This window comes from Actinosynnema sp. NPDC002837 (assembly GCF_040295345.1).
In the GTDB taxonomy this organism is placed as follows: domain Bacteria; phylum Actinomycetota; class Actinomycetes; order Mycobacteriales; family Pseudonocardiaceae; genus Actinosynnema.
In genome coordinates, this window is sequence record NZ_JBEOVG010000062.1 from 36,766 (window position 1) to 53,883 (window position 17,118).

General features: G+C 72.5%; 18 protein-coding genes. 9 read left to right on the forward strand and 9 right to left on the reverse strand.

The window, feature by feature from the left end; translation table 11 throughout:
- Window positions 1-11 precede the first annotated feature (11 nt).
- The 6 genes from ABTZ99_RS31490 (at window position 12) to iolD (ending at window position 7,061) form a co-directional block, all read left to right on the forward strand.
- On the forward strand, window positions 12-1,055 hold the full coding sequence (locus ABTZ99_RS31490; RefSeq protein WP_498771986.1) for an ABC transporter permease: 1,044 nt from the start codon (window positions 12-14) through the stop codon (window positions 1,053-1,055).
- Entirely contained in the window at window positions 1,052-1,834 is a 783-nt protein-coding gene (locus ABTZ99_RS31495; RefSeq protein ID WP_498771918.1) for an ATP-binding cassette domain-containing protein, read from the forward strand. The genes ABTZ99_RS31490 and ABTZ99_RS31495 overlap by 4 nt, the downstream gene beginning before the upstream one ends.
- The gene (gene iolC / locus ABTZ99_RS31500) at window positions 1,831-2,760 is read left to right on the forward strand and encodes a 5-dehydro-2-deoxygluconokinase (RefSeq protein ID WP_499616432.1); all 930 of its coding nucleotides are present in this window, start codon (window positions 1,831-1,833) and stop codon (window positions 2,758-2,760) included. The genes ABTZ99_RS31495 and iolC overlap by 4 nt, the downstream gene beginning before the upstream one ends.
- 607 nt (window positions 2,761-3,367) lie before the next feature.
- The gene (locus ABTZ99_RS31505) at window positions 3,368-4,327 is read left to right on the forward strand and encodes a Cgl0159 family (beta/alpha)8-fold protein (protein ID WP_498771922.1); all 960 of its coding nucleotides are present in this window, start codon (window positions 3,368-3,370) and stop codon (window positions 4,325-4,327) included.
- A complete protein-coding gene (gene iolB, locus ABTZ99_RS31510) occupies window positions 4,324-5,205 on the forward strand; it encodes a 5-deoxy-glucuronate isomerase (RefSeq protein WP_498771924.1) in 882 nt (293 codons plus the stop codon). The genes ABTZ99_RS31505 and iolB overlap by 4 nt, the downstream gene beginning before the upstream one ends.
- Window positions 5,202-7,061 carry a 3D-(3,5/4)-trihydroxycyclohexane-1,2-dione acylhydrolase (decyclizing) gene (gene iolD / locus ABTZ99_RS31515; RefSeq protein WP_498771926.1) on the forward strand — a complete coding sequence of 620 codons (1,860 nt, stop codon included), beginning with the start codon at window positions 5,202-5,204 and terminating at the stop codon, window positions 7,059-7,061. Before iolB ends, iolD begins: the two co-directional genes overlap by 4 nt.
- A gap of 15 nt (window positions 7,062-7,076) precedes the next feature.
- Here the strand turns inward: iolD and ABTZ99_RS31520 are convergent, their stop codons facing one another.
- The 3 genes from ABTZ99_RS31520 to ABTZ99_RS31530 form a co-directional block, all read right to left on the reverse strand.
- Window positions 7,077-7,436: a hypothetical protein gene (locus tag ABTZ99_RS31520; protein ID WP_498771928.1), complete on the reverse strand. Its 360-nt coding sequence runs from the start codon at window positions 7,434-7,436 to the stop codon at window positions 7,077-7,079.
- Between the two features lies 1 nt (window position 7,437).
- The gene (locus ABTZ99_RS31525) at window positions 7,438-8,292 is read right to left on the reverse strand and encodes a hypothetical protein (RefSeq protein WP_498771930.1); all 855 of its coding nucleotides are present in this window, start codon (window positions 8,290-8,292) and stop codon (window positions 7,438-7,440) included.
- A gap of 105 nt (window positions 8,293-8,397) precedes the next feature.
- Window positions 8,398-9,084, reverse strand: a complete 687-nt coding sequence (locus ABTZ99_RS31530; protein ID WP_498771932.1) for a Crp/Fnr family transcriptional regulator — start codon at window positions 9,082-9,084, stop codon at window positions 8,398-8,400.
- 280 nt (window positions 9,085-9,364) lie between these two features.
- On the opposite strand from ABTZ99_RS31530, the gene ABTZ99_RS31535 reads away from it, so the two are divergent.
- Window positions 9,365-10,492 (forward strand): NADH:flavin oxidoreductase/NADH oxidase, encoded by a 1,128-nt coding sequence (locus ABTZ99_RS31535; protein ID WP_499616438.1) that lies wholly within the window; start codon window positions 9,365-9,367, stop codon window positions 10,490-10,492.
- Between the two features lie 75 nt (window positions 10,493-10,567).
- Here ABTZ99_RS31535 and ABTZ99_RS31540 read toward each other — a convergent pair whose 3' ends face one another.
- Window positions 10,568-10,753, reverse strand: a complete 186-nt coding sequence (locus ABTZ99_RS31540; protein ID WP_123745067.1) for a DUF3073 domain-containing protein — start codon at window positions 10,751-10,753, stop codon at window positions 10,568-10,570.
- Between the two features lie 162 nt (window positions 10,754-10,915).
- Between ABTZ99_RS31540 and ABTZ99_RS31545 the strand changes: the two genes are divergently transcribed.
- A complete protein-coding gene (locus ABTZ99_RS31545; protein ID WP_498771936.1) occupies window positions 10,916-11,797 on the forward strand; it encodes a DUF8083 family protein in 882 nt (293 codons plus the stop codon).
- On the opposite strand, the gene ABTZ99_RS31550 is transcribed toward ABTZ99_RS31545, so the two are convergent.
- The 5 genes from ABTZ99_RS31550 to ABTZ99_RS31570 all read right to left on the reverse strand — a co-directional run bounded on the left by ABTZ99_RS31550 (window position 11,750) and on the right by ABTZ99_RS31570 (window position 16,118).
- Entirely contained in the window at window positions 11,750-12,946 is a 1,197-nt protein-coding gene (locus ABTZ99_RS31550) for an MFS transporter (protein WP_498771938.1), read from the reverse strand. The two genes, ABTZ99_RS31545 and ABTZ99_RS31550, sit on opposite strands and share 48 nt — an antisense overlap.
- 46 nt (window positions 12,947-12,992) lie before the next feature.
- Window positions 12,993-13,574 (reverse strand): RsiG family protein, encoded by a 582-nt coding sequence (locus tag ABTZ99_RS31555; RefSeq protein WP_498771940.1) that lies wholly within the window; start codon window positions 13,572-13,574, stop codon window positions 12,993-12,995.
- 60 nt (window positions 13,575-13,634) lie between these two features.
- The gene (locus tag ABTZ99_RS31560; protein WP_498771942.1) at window positions 13,635-14,483 is read right to left on the reverse strand and encodes a beta-keto acid cleavage family enzyme; all 849 of its coding nucleotides are present in this window, start codon (window positions 14,481-14,483) and stop codon (window positions 13,635-13,637) included.
- Window positions 14,484-14,586: 103 nt separating this feature from the next.
- Window positions 14,587-15,678 (reverse strand): CAF17-like 4Fe-4S cluster assembly/insertion protein YgfZ, encoded by a 1,092-nt coding sequence (gene ygfZ, locus ABTZ99_RS31565; RefSeq protein WP_499616443.1) that lies wholly within the window; start codon window positions 15,676-15,678, stop codon window positions 14,587-14,589.
- Window positions 15,675-16,118: a Fur family transcriptional regulator gene (locus ABTZ99_RS31570; RefSeq protein ID WP_499616446.1), complete on the reverse strand. Its 444-nt coding sequence runs from the start codon at window positions 16,116-16,118 to the stop codon at window positions 15,675-15,677. The genes ygfZ and ABTZ99_RS31570 overlap by 4 nt, the downstream gene beginning before the upstream one ends.
- 34 nt (window positions 16,119-16,152) lie before the next feature.
- On the opposite strand from ABTZ99_RS31570, the gene ABTZ99_RS31575 reads away from it, so the two are divergent.
- Window positions 16,153-16,995 carry an aminodeoxychorismate lyase gene (locus ABTZ99_RS31575; protein ID WP_499616449.1) on the forward strand — a complete coding sequence of 281 codons (843 nt, stop codon included), beginning with the start codon at window positions 16,153-16,155 and terminating at the stop codon, window positions 16,993-16,995.
- The last annotated feature ends 123 nt before the right edge of the window (window positions 16,996-17,118 follow it).

A 17,118-nucleotide genomic window follows, 5' to 3' on the forward strand; every position in this document is an offset into this window, starting at 1 on the left:
CGCGGTCGGAACTGCCGGACGCGCCGTCGGCGCCGCCGGACGACCGGGTCGGCTCGGCGCGGCCGCTCGACCGGCTCGTGCTGCGGCCCGAGATCGGCGCGCTGCTCGGCGCCGTGCTGGTCTTCGCGTTCTTCTCGGTGGTGACCGAGCGGTTCCTCAGCACGGGCGGCGTGGCGACCTGGCTGGACGACGCGTCCACGCTCGGCATCATGGCCGTCGCGGTCGCGCTGCTCATGATCGGCGGCGAGTTCGACCTGTCCGCCGGCGTGCTGACCGCGTCGACCGCGCTGGTCACGGCCGTCCTGGCGACCAGGCTCGGCTGGAACGTGTGGCTCGCGCTGCTCGCGTCGCTGGTGTTCGCGCTGGCGGTCGGCGCGCTGAACGGCTGGCTGGTGGTGCGCACCGGGCTGCCGAGCTTCATCGTGACGCTCGGGACGTTCCTGGCGTTGCAAGGCCTGAACCTCGGCGTCACCCGCCTGGTCACGGGGTCCGTGCAGGTGTCCGGCATGCGTTCGGCCGAGGGCTACTCGTCGGCCGGGTACCTGTTCGCCTCCACGTTCACCCTCGGCGGCACGGCGTTCTACGTGTCGATCCTGTGGTGGGTCCTGGTCACGGTGGTCGCGGCCACCGTGCTGCTGCGCACCCGGTTCGGGAACTGGATCTTCGCGGTCGGCGGGTCGCCGCTGTCCTCACGCGCGGTCGGCGTGCCCGTCGTGCGCACCAAAGTGCTGCTGTTCATGACCACGGCGGGCGCGGCGTGGCTCGTCGGGTCGATCAACATCCTGCGGTTCACCAGCGTGCAGGCCAACCAGGGCATCGGGCTGGAGTTCCAGTACATCATCGCCGCGGTGATCGGCGGGTGCCTGCTCACCGGTGGGTTCGGCTCGGCCGTCGGCGCGGCGATCGGCGCGCTGATCTTCGGCATGGCCCGGCAGGGCATCGTCTACGCGAACTGGAACTCGGACTGGTTCCAGTTGTTCCTCGGCGTGATGCTGCTGGCCGCCGTGCTCGTCAACAACGCCCTGCGGCGGAGGGCGGAGAGGGTGCGGCGATGACTGCTCCACTGCTGGAGGCCCGCGACCTGGGCAAGACCTACGGCAGCGTGATCGCGCTGCGGGACGTCTCGACGGTGGTGAACGCCGGCGAGGTGACGTGCGTGCTGGGCGACAACGGCGCGGGCAAGTCGACGCTGATCAAGGTGCTGGCGGGCGTGCACCGGCACGACTCCGGCGAACTGCTGGTCGGCGGCACGCCGGTCCGGTTCTCGTCGCCGCGCGAAGCCCTCGACCAGGGCATTGCCACGGTGTACCAGGACCTCGCGGTCGTGCCGCTGATGAGCGTGTGGCGCAACTTCTTCCTCGGGTCCGAGCCGACCGTCGGCTTCGGGCCGTTCCGGTTCCTGGACCGCAAGCAGGGGCGGCGGGTGACGCGGGCGGCGTTGGCCGAGATGGGGATCGACCTGCGGGACGTGGAGCAGCCCGTGGGCACGCTGTCCGGCGGCGAGCGGCAGTGCGTGGCGATCGCGCGGGCGGTGCACTTCGGGGCGAAGGTGCTGATCCTGGACGAGCCGACGGCCGCGCTCGGGGTGAAGCAGGCCGGCGTGGTGCTGAAGTACGTGGCACGGGCGCGGGACCGCGGGCTCGGGGTCGTGCTGATCACCCACAACCCGCACCACGCCTACCCCGTCGGCGACCGGTTCCTGCTGCTCAAGCGGGGGCGCGCGCTGGGGGCGTACGAGAAGTCGGAGATCGGGCTGGAGGAGCTGACCAGGCAGATGGCCGGCGGGGCGGAGCTGGAGGCGCTGGCCCACGAGCTGCGCGGGGTCGGCGAATGACGATCGAGGTGCTGACCGTCGGCCGCGTCGGGGTGGACCTCTACCCGGAGCAGAGCGGCGTGCCGCTGGCGGAGGTGCGGACGTTCGCCAAGTCGCTCGGCGGCACGGCCACGAACGTGGCGGTGGCGGCGGCGCGCCTGGGCCGGGCGTCGGCGGTGCTGACGAAGGTGGGACCGGACGGCTTCGGGCCTTACGTGCGCACGGCGTTGGAGTCGTTCGGCGTGTCGTCGTCCTACGTGGGCACGGCGCCGGACCTCCAAACACCGGTCGTGTTCTGCGCCCTGGACCCACCCGAGGACCCACCACTGCTCTTCTACCGGGCGCCTCTCGCCCCCGATCTCGCCCTCACGCCGGAGGACGTGCCGTGGGACCTGGTGGCCGACGTCCCGCTGTTGTGGGTCACCGGAACGGGTGTCTCCGCCTCACCCGCCCGTGAGACGCAACGACGGATCCTGCACCACCGGTCCGGCCGCACCCACACCGTCCTCGACCTCGACCACCGCCCGATGTTCTGGCCCGACGTGCCGATCGCGCGCCGTGAGATCGGCTGGATGCTCGACCACGTGACGGTCGCCGTCGGCAACCGGGCCGAGGTCGAGGTGGCGGTGGGGACGTCGGACCCGGAGGAAGCCGCCGCCCGCCTGCTGGCGCGGGGCGTCCGACTGGCCGTCGTGAAGCTGGGCGGTTCAGGCGTCCTCCTCGCCACCGAGTCCGACTCGTGGACTGTCCCCCCTCACCCGGTGGACGTCGTCTGCGGCTTGGGCGCGGGTGACGCGTTCGGCGGCGCCCTCGCCCACGGCCTGCTGTCGAACTGGCCACCGGACCGGATCGGCCGCTACGCCAACGTCGCCGGCGCCCTGGTCGCCTCCCGCCTGGCCTGCGCCGACGCCATGCCGACCGAGGCAGAGATCGAGGCCCACCTGTGAAAACCCTTCGACAGGCGCCCACCGCACCCCCGTGCCAAGATCAATCGACCCCCGCCCACCCGGCGACACGATCGGATGAACATGGCCCGAAAATGTACGGAAACACCGTTACCAATCCTCGGTTAAACGAGGACCGAGCGCCCGACAACCACCCCCCATCCGCCCAACCCACAACCCACCCCTCCACCCCAGCCCTCGATCCGACCACCCCGACCACCCCGACCACCCGAGCCAACCCACCCGACCCAGCCGACCTGACCACCCCGCCCGACCTGGCTGACGCGGCCCACCCAGGCGGCCCGACCAACGACCCGACCGGCACGGCCGACCCAGCCAACGCGGCCAACCGGCCCGACCTGGCTGATGCGGCCGGCACGGCGGACCCAGCCGACCCGGCAGGCTTGGCCGACCCGGCGACCCTGGCGACCGCAGCGCTTCGGCCGACTCCGGCGTGGCTGCGCACCCCGGTGTGGCTGCCGGACCCGACTTGGCGATCGGACCCGACTTGGTTGCGAGCCGCGGCGGGGTTGCCGGCTCCGATCGGGTCGACGATCCCGGCGGATTTTGCGCGGTCGGTGCCCGCTCCGGCCTTGGCGGGAGGCGTCAGGTGATCAGCGACGAGCGGTGGGCGGCGCTGTTGGAGGCCAGGGCGACCGACCCGGCCGCGATCCGCCGCGCCTACCAGACCCGCCGCCGGCGGAGCCAGTTGCTGTCTGACCAGGGCACCCTGTTCCTGGTGGCGGCCGACCACCCGGCTCGCGGTGCGCTGGGTGTCGGCGGCGACCCGCTGGCCATGGCCGACCGCCGTTCCCTGCTGGACCGCCTGCTCACGGCGCTGGCGAACCCGGCCGTGGACGGGGTGCTCGGCACGCCGGACGTGATCGAAGAACTGCTGCTGCTCGACGGCCTGCACGACAAGGTGGTCATCGGCTCCATGAACCGCGGCGGGCTGGCCGGTGCGGATTGGGAGATCGACGACCGGTTCACGGCCTACGACCCCACGTCGATCGCGGGCAACGGGTTGGACGGCGGGAAGATGCTGCTGCGCCTGGTCGACTCCGACCCCGGCACCGTGCCCACGCTGGAGAGCTGCGCGGCGGCGGTGTCGGCGTTGGCGGAGCGCAGCCTGATGGCGTTGGTCGAGCCGCTGCCGTACGCGCGCGACGCGGCGGGGGAGTTGGTATTGCAGCGGGACGCCGCGGCGTTGGCGCGGGCCGGGAGCGTCGCGGCCGGGTTGGGGGCGACGTCGGCGTTCACCTGGTTGAAGCTGCCGCCGTCGCCCGACGAGGTGCTGGACGCGACGACGTTGCCCGCGCTCGTGCTCGGTGGCGTGCCGTCCACCCGGTTGAGTGACGACCTGGCCTCGTGGGGCCGGTCGCTGCGTCACCCGACCGTGCGCGGGCTGGTCATCGGGCGCGCCCTGCTCTACCCGCCGGACGGTGACGTGGCCGGGGCGGTCGACGCGGCGGCGCGGGTGTTGCGCACGGCGCGGGAAGTCACTCGATCAGGTGACGGCGAGACCATCGGCGAGACCGTCGGTCAAGCCGGGAGAGGTGGGGCGGGATGAGCCTGCACCGACCGTTGGGCACGCTGGCGGACGGGGAGAACGCGGTCGAGCTCACCCCCGAGGCCGCCGGGTGGGATCACGCCGGGTTGCGCGTGGTGTTGTTGCACCCCGGTGGGATGACCACGTTCGAGACCGGTGATCACGAAGCGTTCGTGCTACCGCTCTCCGGCGGGTGCGTGGTCGAGGTCGACGACGAGCGGTTCGAGCTGCGCGGGCGGGACTCCGTGTTCACCCGCGTCTCGGACTTCGCCTACGTGCCGAGGGACGCCACCGTCCGCCTGTCCACAAAGGACGGTGTCGAGGTCGCGCTGCCGACGGCCCGCTGCGACCGCAGGCTGGCGCCGAAGTACGGCCCGGCCGAGGACGTCCCCGTCGAGGTCAGGGGCGCGGGCAACGCCACCCGCCAGGTCACCAACTTCGGCGTCCCCGGCGTCTGGGACCACGCCGACAAGCTCATCGCCTGCGAGCTGATCACCCCCGACGGCAACTGGTCGTCCTACCCGCCGCACAAGCACGACCACACCTGCGACGTCGTCAACGAGGAGATCTACTACTTCCGCATCGCCGGCCGCGACAAGGTCACCCCATCGCGTGAAGGGTTCGGCTTCCACCGCACCTACACCGACGACGGCGACATCGACGAGGACGTGCTCGTCCGCGACGGCGACGTCTTCCTCATCCCCCGCGGCTACCACGGCCCCTGCGTCGCCGCGCCCGGCTACCCCATGTACTACCTGAACGTGCTGGCGGGCCCGAACCCCGAGCGCTCCATGGCGTTCTGCGACGACCCCGCGCACACCTGGGTCCGGGACACCTGGGCGAGCCAGGACCTCGACCCCCGCTGCCCGGTGACGACCGCCGAAGGACGGGTCGAATGAAGCTCACCACCAGGCTCACCACCGCACAGGCACTCGTCCGCTGGCTCACCGCCCAGCACACCGAGCTGCCCGACGGCCGCCGGGCGCCGCTGTTCCCCGGCGTGTTCGCGATCTTCGGCCACGGCAACGTCCTCGCCCTCGGCAACGCCCTGGAGGACGCCAAGGAACAACTCCCCGTCTGGCGCGGCCACAACGAGCAGGGCATGGCGCTGGCCGCGGTCGGCCTCGCCAAGGCCACCCACCGCCGCCAGGTCGGCGTCGCCACGTCCTCCATCGGCCCGGGCGCGCTGAACATGGTCACCGCCGCCGGCGTCGCCCACGCCAACCGGCTGCCCCTGCTCCTGCTGCCCGGCGACACGTTCACCAGCCGCGCGCCCGACCCCGTGCTCCAGCAGGTCGAGCACTTCGGCGACCCGACCACCACGGTCAACGACGCCTTCCGCGCGGTCAGCCGCTACTTCGACCGCATCACCCGGCCGGAGCAGCTGCTCAACACCCTCCCGCAGGTCGCACGCGTGCTCACCGACCCCGCCGACTGCGGCCCGGTCGTGCTCGCCCTCCCGCAGGACGTGCAGGCCGAGTCGTTCGACTTCCCGGACGCCCTCTTCGCCCCGGTCCTGCACCGCCCGCAACGCCCGCGCCCCGACACCCAGGCCCTCGCCGAGGCCGCCGCCACCCTCCGCGCCGCCCGCAAACCGCTGCTCGTCCTGGGCGGCGGCGTCCGCTACTCCCGCGCCGCCGGCCGCGCGATCCGCTTCGCCGAACAACACGCCATCCCCATCGCCGAGACGACCGCCGGCCGCACCGAAGTCCCCCACGAGCACCCCCTGCACGCCGGGCCGCTCGGCATCACCGGCTCCGCCTCGGCCAACGCCCTGGCGGCCGAAGCCGACGTGGTCCTCGCCGTGGGGACCCGCCTGCAGGACTTCACCACCGCGTCGTGGACGGTCTTCGCCCCGGACGTCCGGATCGTCTCCCTCAACACCGCCCGGTTCGACGCCGTGAAGCACGGCGCGCTGTCCCTGGTCGCCGACGCGGACGAGGGCCTGCGCGAGCTCACCGACGACCTCGGCGACTGGCGGGCCGACCCGACCTGGGCCGCCCGCGCGACCGAGGAGCGGGGCAAGTGGGACGCGCACGTCGACGGCCTGCGCGCCCCCGGCGGCACGCCGACGTACGCGCAGGTCGTGGGAGTGGTGAACGAGGAGTCCACCCCGGAGGACTACGTGCTGACGGCGTCCGGCGGCCTGCCCGGCGAGCTGATCGGCGGCTGGCGCGCGGTCGGCGAGGCGACCATGGACGTCGAGTACGGCTTCTCCTGCATGGGCTACGAGCTGGCCGGCGCGTGGGGCGCGGCGATCGCCCGGCCGGACGGCGTGGTGACCGCGCTCGTGGGCGACGGCTCCTACCTCATGCTGAACTCGGAGCTGTTCTCGGCGGCGTTCGCCGGGCACGGTTTCGTGGCCGTGGTGTGCGACAACGACGGCTACGCGGTGATCCACCGCCTCCAGACCGGCCAGGGCGGCACGGGCTTCAACAACCTCTACGACGACGTGACGACCCGGCACGCGAACCCCCCACGCACCGATTTCGCCGCGCACGCCGCCTCGATGGGTTGTGCGACTTTCCCGGTGGACGACCTCGACGGCCTCCGCGACGCCTACCGAAAAGCCCGGGAAGTCGCGAAGACCGAACACCGCCCGGCCGTGGTGGTGATTCGCACCGACCCGTCCTCGTGGACCGAAGCGGGCGCGTGGTGGGAAGTCGGCGTGCCGGAAGTGGCGCACCGCCCGGGGATCACCGCGGCGCACGACGAAGTGGCCGCCGGTAAAGCGAAACAAATTCGCTACCTCTGACCCGGCCGGTCGATTTCACCGCCCCGCGGTGGCGCCCGCCGCGAAGTCCTCGGCCACCCGCGGCAGGGCCGGCCCCACGTCGTGCAGCACCGCGCGCAACGGCCCGGCGGCCTCCGGGCGTTCCCACAGCATGGTGTGGATCGAGCCGCGCCACTCGGTGGTGAACTCGGCCCGCGCCAGCTCCAGCCGCGCCCTCGGCACGGCGACGAGCCGGCTGCGCGCCTCGTCCAACCGGGCGCTGACCAGGTCGACCAGGTCGGGGGCGAGGGCCGCGGCCACCCGGGTCCGCAGGTCGGGCCACTGCTCGGTGTCCGCCACCGTCGCCAGCGCGCCCGCGGCCGCGCCGGCGAGGAGTCTCAGCGGTTGCTCGCGCACCTCACGCCCTCTCGTCGTTGTCCCTGCGGTAGGTCGGGCCGAAGTGCGAGCCCCGCTGGTCGTTGCGGTCGAAGTGCTGGATCACGTCGGCCTTCTGGTGCGTCACGTGCGCGTCGCGGCCCGCCTGGATCACCGTCGACCCGCCGGAGGCCACCGCGCTCTGGTTCACCGACGGCGAGCCCACGACGGGCGAGACCGGGTCGGCCGCGATCGGCTCGGGCGTGACCGGGTCGGCCGCGGCGCCCGGCTCGTCGACCGGCCCGCCGCCCAGGACCAGCGCGTGCACGTCACCGCTCGGCAGCCACATCCACCCGTGCCCGTGGAACGTCTTCACCCGCACGTCCACCCGCCGGAAGTCCTCGGGCCGCAGCGTGGTGTGCCGGGCGGCGACCAGCGACGTGAACAGGGAGTCCGACAGCACCACGACGAGGTCCGAGTGCGGCGACTGCTCCAGCGCCGCGTGCGCCGGCTCGCTGTTGAGCAGCCTGCTGACCAGCACGGCGTCCTGCCCGGGGTAGCCGTTGGCGCCCTCGACCGTGGTGCCGAAGTGGATGGCCATCCGCATCCGCAGCTTGGCCTCCGGTACCCGGTAGCGGTTGGTCGAGGCCAGCTCGGCGTCCAGCGCGCGCACGTACCGGTCGACGACGTCGCCCTCCGGCGTCGTGGCGGGCAGCACGGCCCACTCCTCGTCGCCCTTGGCCTGCCGCCGCCACGTCGAGCGGTCCAGGCCGGCGGCCGCGCCCGCCCGGTCCAGGCTGCGCACCAGCAGCTCCTGGAGCTCGCGCTGGAGCAGGTCGTCGGCCGACCCGTAGCTCCTCAGGTCACAACACACCAGCAGACTGCGCTGGAAGCTCATCGGCCAGGCCTTTCGACGGGTGCTGACGCACTGCGGACACACGACTGCGCAGAGTCACTGTGGACTACTGCATCGGCGGGAATACCGCAGAAATGCGGTCTCGCGTCAGAAGCCCGCGAATTTCCTCAGCCCCGCCAGATCCGGCACCAGCACGTCACGCCTCAGGTGACTCACCACCACCCCCGCTTTTCGCAGATCGGAGAACGCCTTCTCGGCCGTCCTGGGCTTCATCCCGGCGATGGAGGCGAGTTCCACCTTCGTCAGCGGAATTCCCAACGTCCACCCGTGCGACTCTTCGCGCCCGTAGGTCTGCACCAATTCGGCCAGCACCCGGGCCACCCGTTCGGCGGCCGGGTGGGACAGGAAGTCCCGCCGGCGCTGGTTCGCCCAGCGCAGCCGGTCGTTGATCATCCCGATCAATTCGACGAAGACGTCGTTGCGCCGGTGCAGGAACGCCATCAGCTCACCGCTGGTGATCAGCTTCGCGACCACGTCGCCACAGGTCACGACGGTGGCCGAGCGCGGCTTCTGGTCCAGCGCCGCCATCTCTCCGACCAGGTCGCCCGCGACCCTGATCGCGAGCAGCGCCGTGTCACCCGTCTCGTCCGTGGTCTGCACCTTGACCACGCCGTCGAGCAGCAACAGGACGTGAGTGTCCTTCGCGTCCTGCTCGATGACCTCGCGGTCGGCCGTGTACCGCACGACCGTGCCGATGTTCAGCAGCTCTTGTCGGGTGTTGTCTCGGAGGCGACCCAGGAGGCTGTTGCTGGGCCACCCTGGATCCTGCGTCATCGTGGTCGGCATGGGCAGCATGTGGATCCTGTTACTGTCGTGACCGGCGGGAACTTCCAATGGGCCGACCTGCGTCGGGCGGCAAGTGATGGTCTCCCCGAACGTGCTGCGGACAGTACACCCGAATGGGCGTAACTGGTGTCCTCTTGTTCGGCGTTTTGCCGGCCGACCTCCCATTGAAGATCACGTGCGAATGCACGCGCAATACCGAATCGAATGGAATTGCGCAGCTCCCGTGAGGTGGGACGGGGGCCACACCGGGGAACAAGGGGCCGATCCGGTGGACTTGGACGTGGTGACGCGCCGCGAGGCCGTCGTCGTACCGGAACGCCTCCAGGAGTCGCACGTGAGCCAGCTGTTCAGCCCGCTGACCCTCCGCACGGTCACGCTGCCCAACCGCATCGCGGTCAGTCCCATGTGCCAGTACTCGGCGCGCGACGGTCACCCGGACGAGTGGCACCTCGTGCACCTCGGGTCGCGCGCGGTCGGCGGCGCGGGCCTGGTGTTCACCGAGGCGACCGCGGTGCAGGCCATCGGGCGCATCTCGCCCGAGGACACCGGGCTCTGGGACGACGCGCACGTCGAGTCGTGGCGGAAGGTCGTGGACTTCATCCACGCGCAGGGCGCCGTCGCCGGCGTGCAGCTCGCCCACGCCGGCCGCAAGGCCTCGACCTACGCGCCGTTCGCGGAGCAGCGGGGTGGGGTCGCGGACGACGACGGCGGCTGGACGCCCGTCGCACCGAGCGCCGTGCCGTTCCACGAGACCTACCGGACGCCGGTCGAGCTGGACGACGAGGGCATCGCCGGGGTGGTCGCCGACTTCGCCGCGGCGGCGAAACGCGCGCTGGCGGCCGGCTTCCGGGTGGTCGAGGTGCACGCCGCGCACGGCTACCTCCTGCACGAGTTCCTGTCGCCGCTCAGCAACCACCGCACCGACGCCTACGGCGGTTCCCCGGAGAACCGGACCCGGCTGGTGCGCGAGGTCACGGCCGCCGTCCGGGAAGCCGTCGGCGAGGACGTGCCGGTGTTCGTGCGCATCTCCGCCACCGACTGGGTCGAGGGCGGCTGGACCGCGGAGGACAGCGTCGTGCTGGCACGCGACCTCGCGGCCCTGGGCGCCGACGTGATCGACGTGTCCACCGGTGGCAACACGCCCACGGCGGACATCCCGATCGGCCCCGGCTACCAGGTGCCGTTCGCCGAGGCCGTGCGGCGGAAGGCCGACGTGCCCACCGGGGCGGTCGGCATGATCACCGACGCCCGGCAGGCCGAGCAGGTCCTCGCCGATGGCTCGGCCGACCTGGTGCTGCTCGGCCGGGAGCTCCTGCGCGACCCGTACTGGCCGTTGCACGCGGCTCGGCAGTTGGGGGTGCAGGTCAGCCCGCCGAGGCAGTACGCCAGGGCGTAGTTGGGCCCGCTGCAAAGGTCGGGCTGCCGGTCTGGATAACCGGCAGCCCAACCTCAGCAGCGGGTGTTGTGTGTGTCAGCGACGGTAGTCGTCGTATTCGTCGTCCGACGGGTCGTCGAAGCGTTCTTCGCTTCGGCGAACACCTGCGGACTCGCCGCCGGACAGCTCGCGTTGCAAGGCGTCGACGTCGATGTTGTGAGAGCTGTATTTGAGCTCCCGCGCCACCTTGGTCTGCTTGGCCTTCGCTCGGCCGCGCCCCATGGCTCGACCCCCTCGCACAGGGACGGGGGCGGCCGGGGGAACGGCGGCCCCACTCGTCTCGACAACTAGTTCCTGGTAACTACCGTACCGTGTCGAAGGGGTTCCCCGCGACGCGGTAGGCGTGACACGTACCGCCAAATCTCACCGTGGGAGGATGCGCGGGTGCCTCAACCGTTCGTCGCCTACCTCAGGGTGTACGAACCGCTGTCGGCTCTTGACGCACCGTTGGCGGATCAGGTGCGAAAAGCCCTGGAAGACGGGGTCTTGAGCCGTGCGGACGTCGGCGCGCGCGAACGGGAGCTGTGGTTGCGATCACAACTCGCCCGGCCGCGCCGCCTCCTGCCCGGTGAGCGGTCGGACGGCAGCGTCTCGCCCGACGCGCCGTTCGACGTGATGACCATCAGTCCCGCCGAGGTGCCCGGCGAGGTCGGCCCGGGTCCCCTGGTCTGCCCCTTGGACCTGCGCGCCCGGTCGGCCGCCGCGCTCGTCGGCTTCCTGGCCACGGCCACCGGCCCGTTGCGCGAGGAAGCCGTGGCGGTGGAGCCGGAGGAGATCCGGTCGCGGGCCTCGGCGGTGATGGCCGAGCTGACCGCGGGCGCCGTGCACGTCATCTCGACCACCTGGACGGTGCCACTGCCCTGGTTCGCGCTGGTCGAACCGGAGGCGCGGCGGGTCGTGCTCGCGCCGAAGGGCGACCCGGAGCGGCAGGTCTCCTGGCGGGTGTCCATGCCGGACGCCCGCGCACGGGTGGCCCGCGCGCACCGGGTGGTGTCGGGTTCGCTGGGCGAGGCGGGTCCGGCCAAGGTGCTCGCCGACACCGGGCGCTGGCTCGACCACTTCGCGCCCGACTCGGCCGTCGAGCTCGACTACGGCGGGTTGGTGCAGCTCATCGACGACGAGGACCTGCTCGAGGACAGCTCCGCGACCGACGTGAACGCGATCGTGGACGCCCTGGAGACCGGCGACGCCGAGGAGGTCGCCCTCCGGTACGAGCGGCTACGGGAGTTCTGGGGCGAGCTCGCGCGCCGCGAGCGGCACGGCTAGCAGCACGCGGGCGCCCACGGCCGCCGCCGCGGCCACGAGCAGGGCGGCGGGCCAGCCGACGCCCACCGCCACCAACCCGGCCAGCGGCGGCGTGACGGTGGCGCTCAGGTAGTTGGCGGTGTTCTGCATGCCGAGCGCGATCCCGGTCCGGCCGGGCGGCGCCAGCTCGCCCGCCGCGGTGATCGCGACGCCGTTCCAGCACAGCGCGAGCGCCGCCGTGGGCACGAGCACGGCGGCCAGCAGCCACACCGGGGCCCGGTCGAGGGCCGCGCACAGCGCGAACCCGATCGCGATCAGCACGCTGAGCACCTTCAGCGGCCCGACCCTGGTGGCCGACCGGTCCGACCACACGCCGACGAGCAGCCGGCCGACACCGCCGCTGACCTGGGCGGCGGCGAACAACCCGGCAGCCAGGCCCACGGCCACGCCCCGGTGGTCGTGCAGGAGCTCGACCATGAGGGCGGCGGCGGTGAACTGGGGCACGACGAGCAGGCCGCTCGCCGCGCTGAGCCGGATGAGGCCCGGGTCCTTGAGCACGAGACCGTGCTGCCCCTGCCCGGACCGCACGGCCCACGGCGGCTCCCGGATCCACAGCGCCACCGCGATCGCGACGAAGCCGGTGAAGCCCGCCAGCGCCAGGAACGCCGCCGGCACGCCGGCCCGCAGCGCGACCACCGGCAGCACGGCGGCGGCGAGGGCCGCGCCGAGCGGGGTGGCGGTCTGCCGGATGCCCATCGCGAACCCACGCCGTTGCGCGGGGAACCAGGTCAGGACCGCCCGGCCGCTGGCGGCGTTGACGCTCGCGCCGAACAGCCCGACGCCGACCAGCGCCACCCCGGCCACCACGGGCCCGTCGAACGCGGCCAGGGCCAGGCACCCGGCCGCGCCGAAGCCGCCGATGGCCATGACCAGCCGCTCACCGCGCCGGTCGGCCGCCGCGCCCCACAGCACGAGGGTGAGCATCGTGCCCAGGTTGACCGCCCCGAGCAGCATCCCGACCTGCGGCAACGACAGCCCGAAGTGCGCGCGCAGCTGCGGGGTGATCGCCGGCAGGCCGAGGAACACCGCGGCGTTGGCGCCCTGGGCGACCGCGCCGACCGCGAGCACCACCCAGCGGTACCGGGGCGAGGCCGAGCGTTGTTGTGCCATCGACCGGCCACGTTAGGCGGCCGGCCCACATGTCGGGAGAGCGTTCCTATTCCTTGGAACGGCCGGGGTTGGCCGGCCAGCCCCGCTCCGCGGCCAGCAGCTCGTCGACCGAGGCGCTGCCGCTCTGGTAGCGGCCGGCGATCTCGGCGTTGAGCTGGTCGACCACGGCCTGCACCTCGCGCCGCCGTGACGAGACCGAGGCCTCTTCGCCGACGAACACCCGCAGCGCCAGGATCAGCTTGTCGTCCGTGAGCGCGCTCACGTCCGACAGGTCGACGTCCGAGACGAGGGCCTCGACGTGCCGCCGGTGCGCCTCCGCCCGGGAGGGCTCCTGCGTCTGGTACCGCCCGTGGCCGGTCGCGGGACCGACGGCGTTCGAGGCGAGGATGGTCGCCAGCTGGTCGACCACCGCCGAACCGCCGGACGTCCGCCGCTCCTGCTCGGCCCGCACGATGTCGATCCGCGCGTGCAGCAGCCTCCGCAGGTACGACAGGTCGGTCTCCTCCTGCGCCGCTTCGTCGCGCAGCGCGCGCACCTCGGCGAGCGGGAGCCGCTCGACCCCCTCGGTGTAGTCGGGGGCGAGCACCCGGTCGATACGGCGGCGCCCGCCGGGGCGCACCTCGATCACGTACTCATCCTGAGGTAGTTCGTGTCCACCCGCCAACACAAACCTGCTTCCAAAGTTGTCTCAAACCTGTACCGGACTGCGCACGCCCAGAAGTGCACGTGCGTCCGCGGGCGACAGCGGCGGGCGCTGGGCGATCTTCGCCAGTCCCGCCGCGCGAGCGACCAGTTGCGCGTTGTCCCGGACCGGCTGGCCCTTGGCGTAGGACACGGTGTCCTCCATGCCCACCCGGACGTGACCGCCGGCGGCCAACGCCGTCAGCATCACCGGCAGGGTGGTCCGCCCGATGCCTGTCGCCGAGAACGACGCGCCCTCCGGCAGCAGCCGCAACGCCGCCACCAGCGTCTCCGCGTCGCCCGGCATGCCGCCCGGCACGCCCATCACCAGGTCGACGTGCACCTTGCCGCCCGCGGGCAGCCCGTGCTGGTCCAGCAGCCGTCGCAGCGACGCCAGCTGGCCGATGTCGAAGATCTCGTACTCGGGGACGATGCCCCGCTCCTGCATTCCCTTGTGCAACGCGACCACGAACTCCCAGCGGTTCAGGAACACGTCGTCGCCGAAGTTCACCGTGCCCATGGTGCAGGACGCCGAGTCGGGCAGGGCGTCGAGCACCTTGAGCCGGTCGGCCTCCGGGTCGGTCACCGCGCCGCCCGTGGACAGCTGCACGACCAGGTCCGTCTGCTCGCGCAGGGCGGCGACCGTGGCCTTGAGCAGCCCGAGGTCCAGCGTCGGCCTCGTGTCCGCGCCCCGGATGTGCACGTGCACCATCGCGGCGCCGACCTGCTCGCACGCCCGTGCGGCGGCGACCAGTTCCTCCAGCGTGACCGGCAGCTGGGGCACGTCGGCCTTCGCGTGCTCGGCCCCGGTGGGCGCGACGGTGATCAGCGTGCCGTGGGATCCGGGTCGGGACATGTCGTGATCCTGGCACAGAACCCGTTCGGGCTAGCGCCTCAGCGGTACCCCGCGGGCCGGGAACCGCAGGCAGGGGAAGTCGCCGGTTTTCCGGTCCGGACGATCACCGGCCCAGGTTGCGCGCCGCCTCGCGGCCGAGACCGGGGGTGTCCGGCGGCACCGAGTCGGGGTCGACGTTCGCCTGCACGCGCCGGTCCTCCGCGCCGACCAGCAGCTCGGTCTCCGGCGAGACCGACCGCTTGACCAGCGCGAGCACGATCGTGCCCAGCTCGTGGTGCAGGGCGACGCTGCCGACGCGGCCGACCACGCGGTCCTCGACCAGCACCGGGTCGCCGGTCTCCGGCTGCACCTCGCGCGACCCGTCCAGGTGAAGCAGCAGCATCCGGCGGGGCGGGCGGCCGACGTTGTGCACCTTCGAGACGGTCTCCTGGCCCCGGTAGCAGCCCTTGTCGAGGTGCACGGCCTCGCCGATCCAGTTCACCTCGTGCGGGATGGTCTTCTCGTCGGTGTCCACGCCGAGCCGGGGGTGCAGCGACTCCACCCGCAGCGCCTCGAACGCCCAGCTGCCCGCCGGGCGCGCGCCCGCGTCGGTGAGCCTGGCCCACCAGTCGGCGATCCCGCCGCGCGGGACGACCAGGTCGACCGCGTCCTGGCCCGGCCACGTCATCCGGCGGGCGAAGCCGCCCTCCAGGGCGACCACGCCGTGCGGGCCCGCGGGCACCGGCAGGTCCAGCTTGGCGAACAGGCCCTCGACCTCCGGGCCGACGACGGTCAGCACGGCCAGCTCGGCCGTCGCGTCCCGCGGCTCGACCTTCGACCAGAAGACCATCTTGGTCAGGTACGCCAGCAGCTCGGCCGCCCGCGACGCCTCCGTGTCGAGGTAGACGACACCGCCGACGTTCGCCACCACGGCGTGGTGCTCGACCCGGCCCTGCACGTCCAGGATCAGCGCCTCGGTGCCCTCGTCCTCGCCGAGCGCGGTGAAGTGCTGGCTGGTCAGCGAGTGCAGCCAGGTCAGCCGGTCCTCACCCGGCACCGCGAGCACGGCCCGGTTCGACCGGTCGAACACCGCGACCGACCGCGTCGCCGAGCGCTGCTCGGCGAACGGGTCGCCGAAGTGCCACGGCACGCCCTGGTCGGGAGCTCCCTCGAACGGGGCGACGGCACCGGGGGCGGTCAACAGCGGTGAATTCACTCGGACTCCTTCGGTGCGCTCAGGCACTCGCGGCACGTGCCGGACAGCGCGAGGTGGCTCGCATCAAGTTCGAACCCGTACTCGTCCCGCAGTGTTCCCCCGAGCGGGGAGAGCAACTCGCACGGCACCTCGTCCACCCGGCCGCACCGGTGGCACACCAGGTGCACGTGCTCGTGCGCGTAAACCGAGTAGTTCGGCGCGCCGTGCCCGAGGTGGGTGTGCCGGACCAGGCCGAGCCGGTCGAGCAGGTCGAGCGTGCGGTAGACCGTGGTGATGTTGACCGTCGGCGCGGTGACCTGGACGCGCTGGCAGATCTGCTCGGGCGTGGCGTGCCCCAGCTCGCGCACGGCGTCGAGCACGAGCTGGCGCTGGGGTGTCATCCGCATGCCGCGTTCGTGCAGCGTCTTGCGCAGGGCTTTCGGGGCGCTGGCGGTGTCCACGAATCCGATGGTAGGCCGTGAGTAGTCTCACGGTATGCGCGTGCTCGCACTACTGGACGGAACGCTGGCCGACCCCGACGCCCCGCTGATCCGGGTCGACGACTTCGGCCTGATGCGCGGCGACGGTGTCTTCGAGACCATCCTCGTGGTCGACGGCAAGCCACGGGAGCTCGCCCCGCACCTGGACCGGCTGGCCCGCTCGGCGGCCATGCTCGACCTGCCCGAACCCGACCGGGCGGCGTTCGAACGCGCCGTCGACCTCGTGCTGGACAACTGGGCGGGCGGCGCGGAGATCGCGCTCAAGCTCGTCTACACGCGGGGGGTCGAGGGCGGCGACGGCACGCCGACCGGCTTCGCGCTCGGCATGGACATCTCGCCGAAGGTGATGGCGCAGCGGGCCGAGGGCATCGCCGCGGTCACCCTCGACCGGGGCATCGAGCCGGGCCTGATGGAGCGCGCGCCGTGGCTGCTGCTGGGCGCCAAGTCGCTGTCGTACGCGGTGAACATGGCGGCGATCCGCGAGGCGGAACGGCGCGGCGCGGCCGAGGTCGTGTTCACCACGTCGTCCGGCTCGGTGCTGGAAGGCCCCACGTCCACCCTGATCATGGCCCGCGGTCGGACCCTGACCACGCCGCCCGCCGAGCTGGGCATCCTGCCGGGCACCACGCAGGCCGCGCTGTTCCGCGCCGCCGGGCGCGAGGGCTGGGCGGTCGAGGTGCGGCCGATCGAGGTGGAGGAGCTGTACTCGGCGGACGGCGTGTTCCTGGTGTCGAGCGTCCGCAAGATCACCCGCGTGCACACGCTGGACGGCAAGACGCTGCCGGACGCCGCGGAGCTGCACGGGCGGCTGGCCGCGCTGTACGAGGCTGAGTACTAGGCCGCTGTGTTGGATTGCCGCTGCTCCGCAGACGGCGGGCGAGGTCGCCGGGAAGTCGGTCGTTCGCGCCCTGATTCCCGACGATCGAGAAGCGTGATCGCCGGGAATGAGGACGCGAACGAC

Excerpts from the sequence above, each read along its gene's own strand:
- iolD (WP_498771926.1), top strand. The coding sequence starts at position 5,202 with ATGAAGCTCACCACCAGGCTCACCACCGCACAGGCACTCGTCCGCTGG.
- ABTZ99_RS31575 (WP_499616449.1), top strand. The coding sequence starts at position 16,153 with ATGCGCGTGCTCGCACTACTGGACGGAACGCTGGCCGACCCCGACGCC.
- ABTZ99_RS31530 (WP_498771932.1), bottom strand. The coding sequence starts at position 9,084 with ATGACGCAGGATCCAGGGTGGCCCAGCAACAGCCTCCTGGGTCGCCTC.
- ABTZ99_RS31550 (WP_498771938.1), bottom strand. The coding sequence starts at position 12,946 with ATGGCACAACAACGCTCGGCCTCGCCCCGGTACCGCTGGGTGGTGCTC.
- ABTZ99_RS31560 (WP_498771942.1), bottom strand. The coding sequence starts at position 14,483 with ATGTCCCGACCCGGATCCCACGGCACGCTGATCACCGTCGCGCCCACC.
- iolB (WP_498771924.1), top strand. The coding sequence starts at position 4,324 with ATGAGCCTGCACCGACCGTTGGGCACGCTGGCGGACGGGGAGAACGCG.
- ABTZ99_RS31525 (WP_498771930.1), bottom strand. The coding sequence starts at position 8,292 with ATGAGCTTCCAGCGCAGTCTGCTGGTGTGTTGTGACCTGAGGAGCTAC.
- ABTZ99_RS31540 (WP_123745067.1), bottom strand. The coding sequence starts at position 10,753 with ATGGGGCGCGGCCGAGCGAAGGCCAAGCAGACCAAGGTGGCGCGGGAG.
- iolC (WP_499616432.1), top strand. The coding sequence starts at position 1,831 with ATGACGATCGAGGTGCTGACCGTCGGCCGCGTCGGGGTGGACCTCTAC.
- ABTZ99_RS31495 (WP_498771918.1), top strand. The coding sequence starts at position 1,052 with ATGACTGCTCCACTGCTGGAGGCCCGCGACCTGGGCAAGACCTACGGC.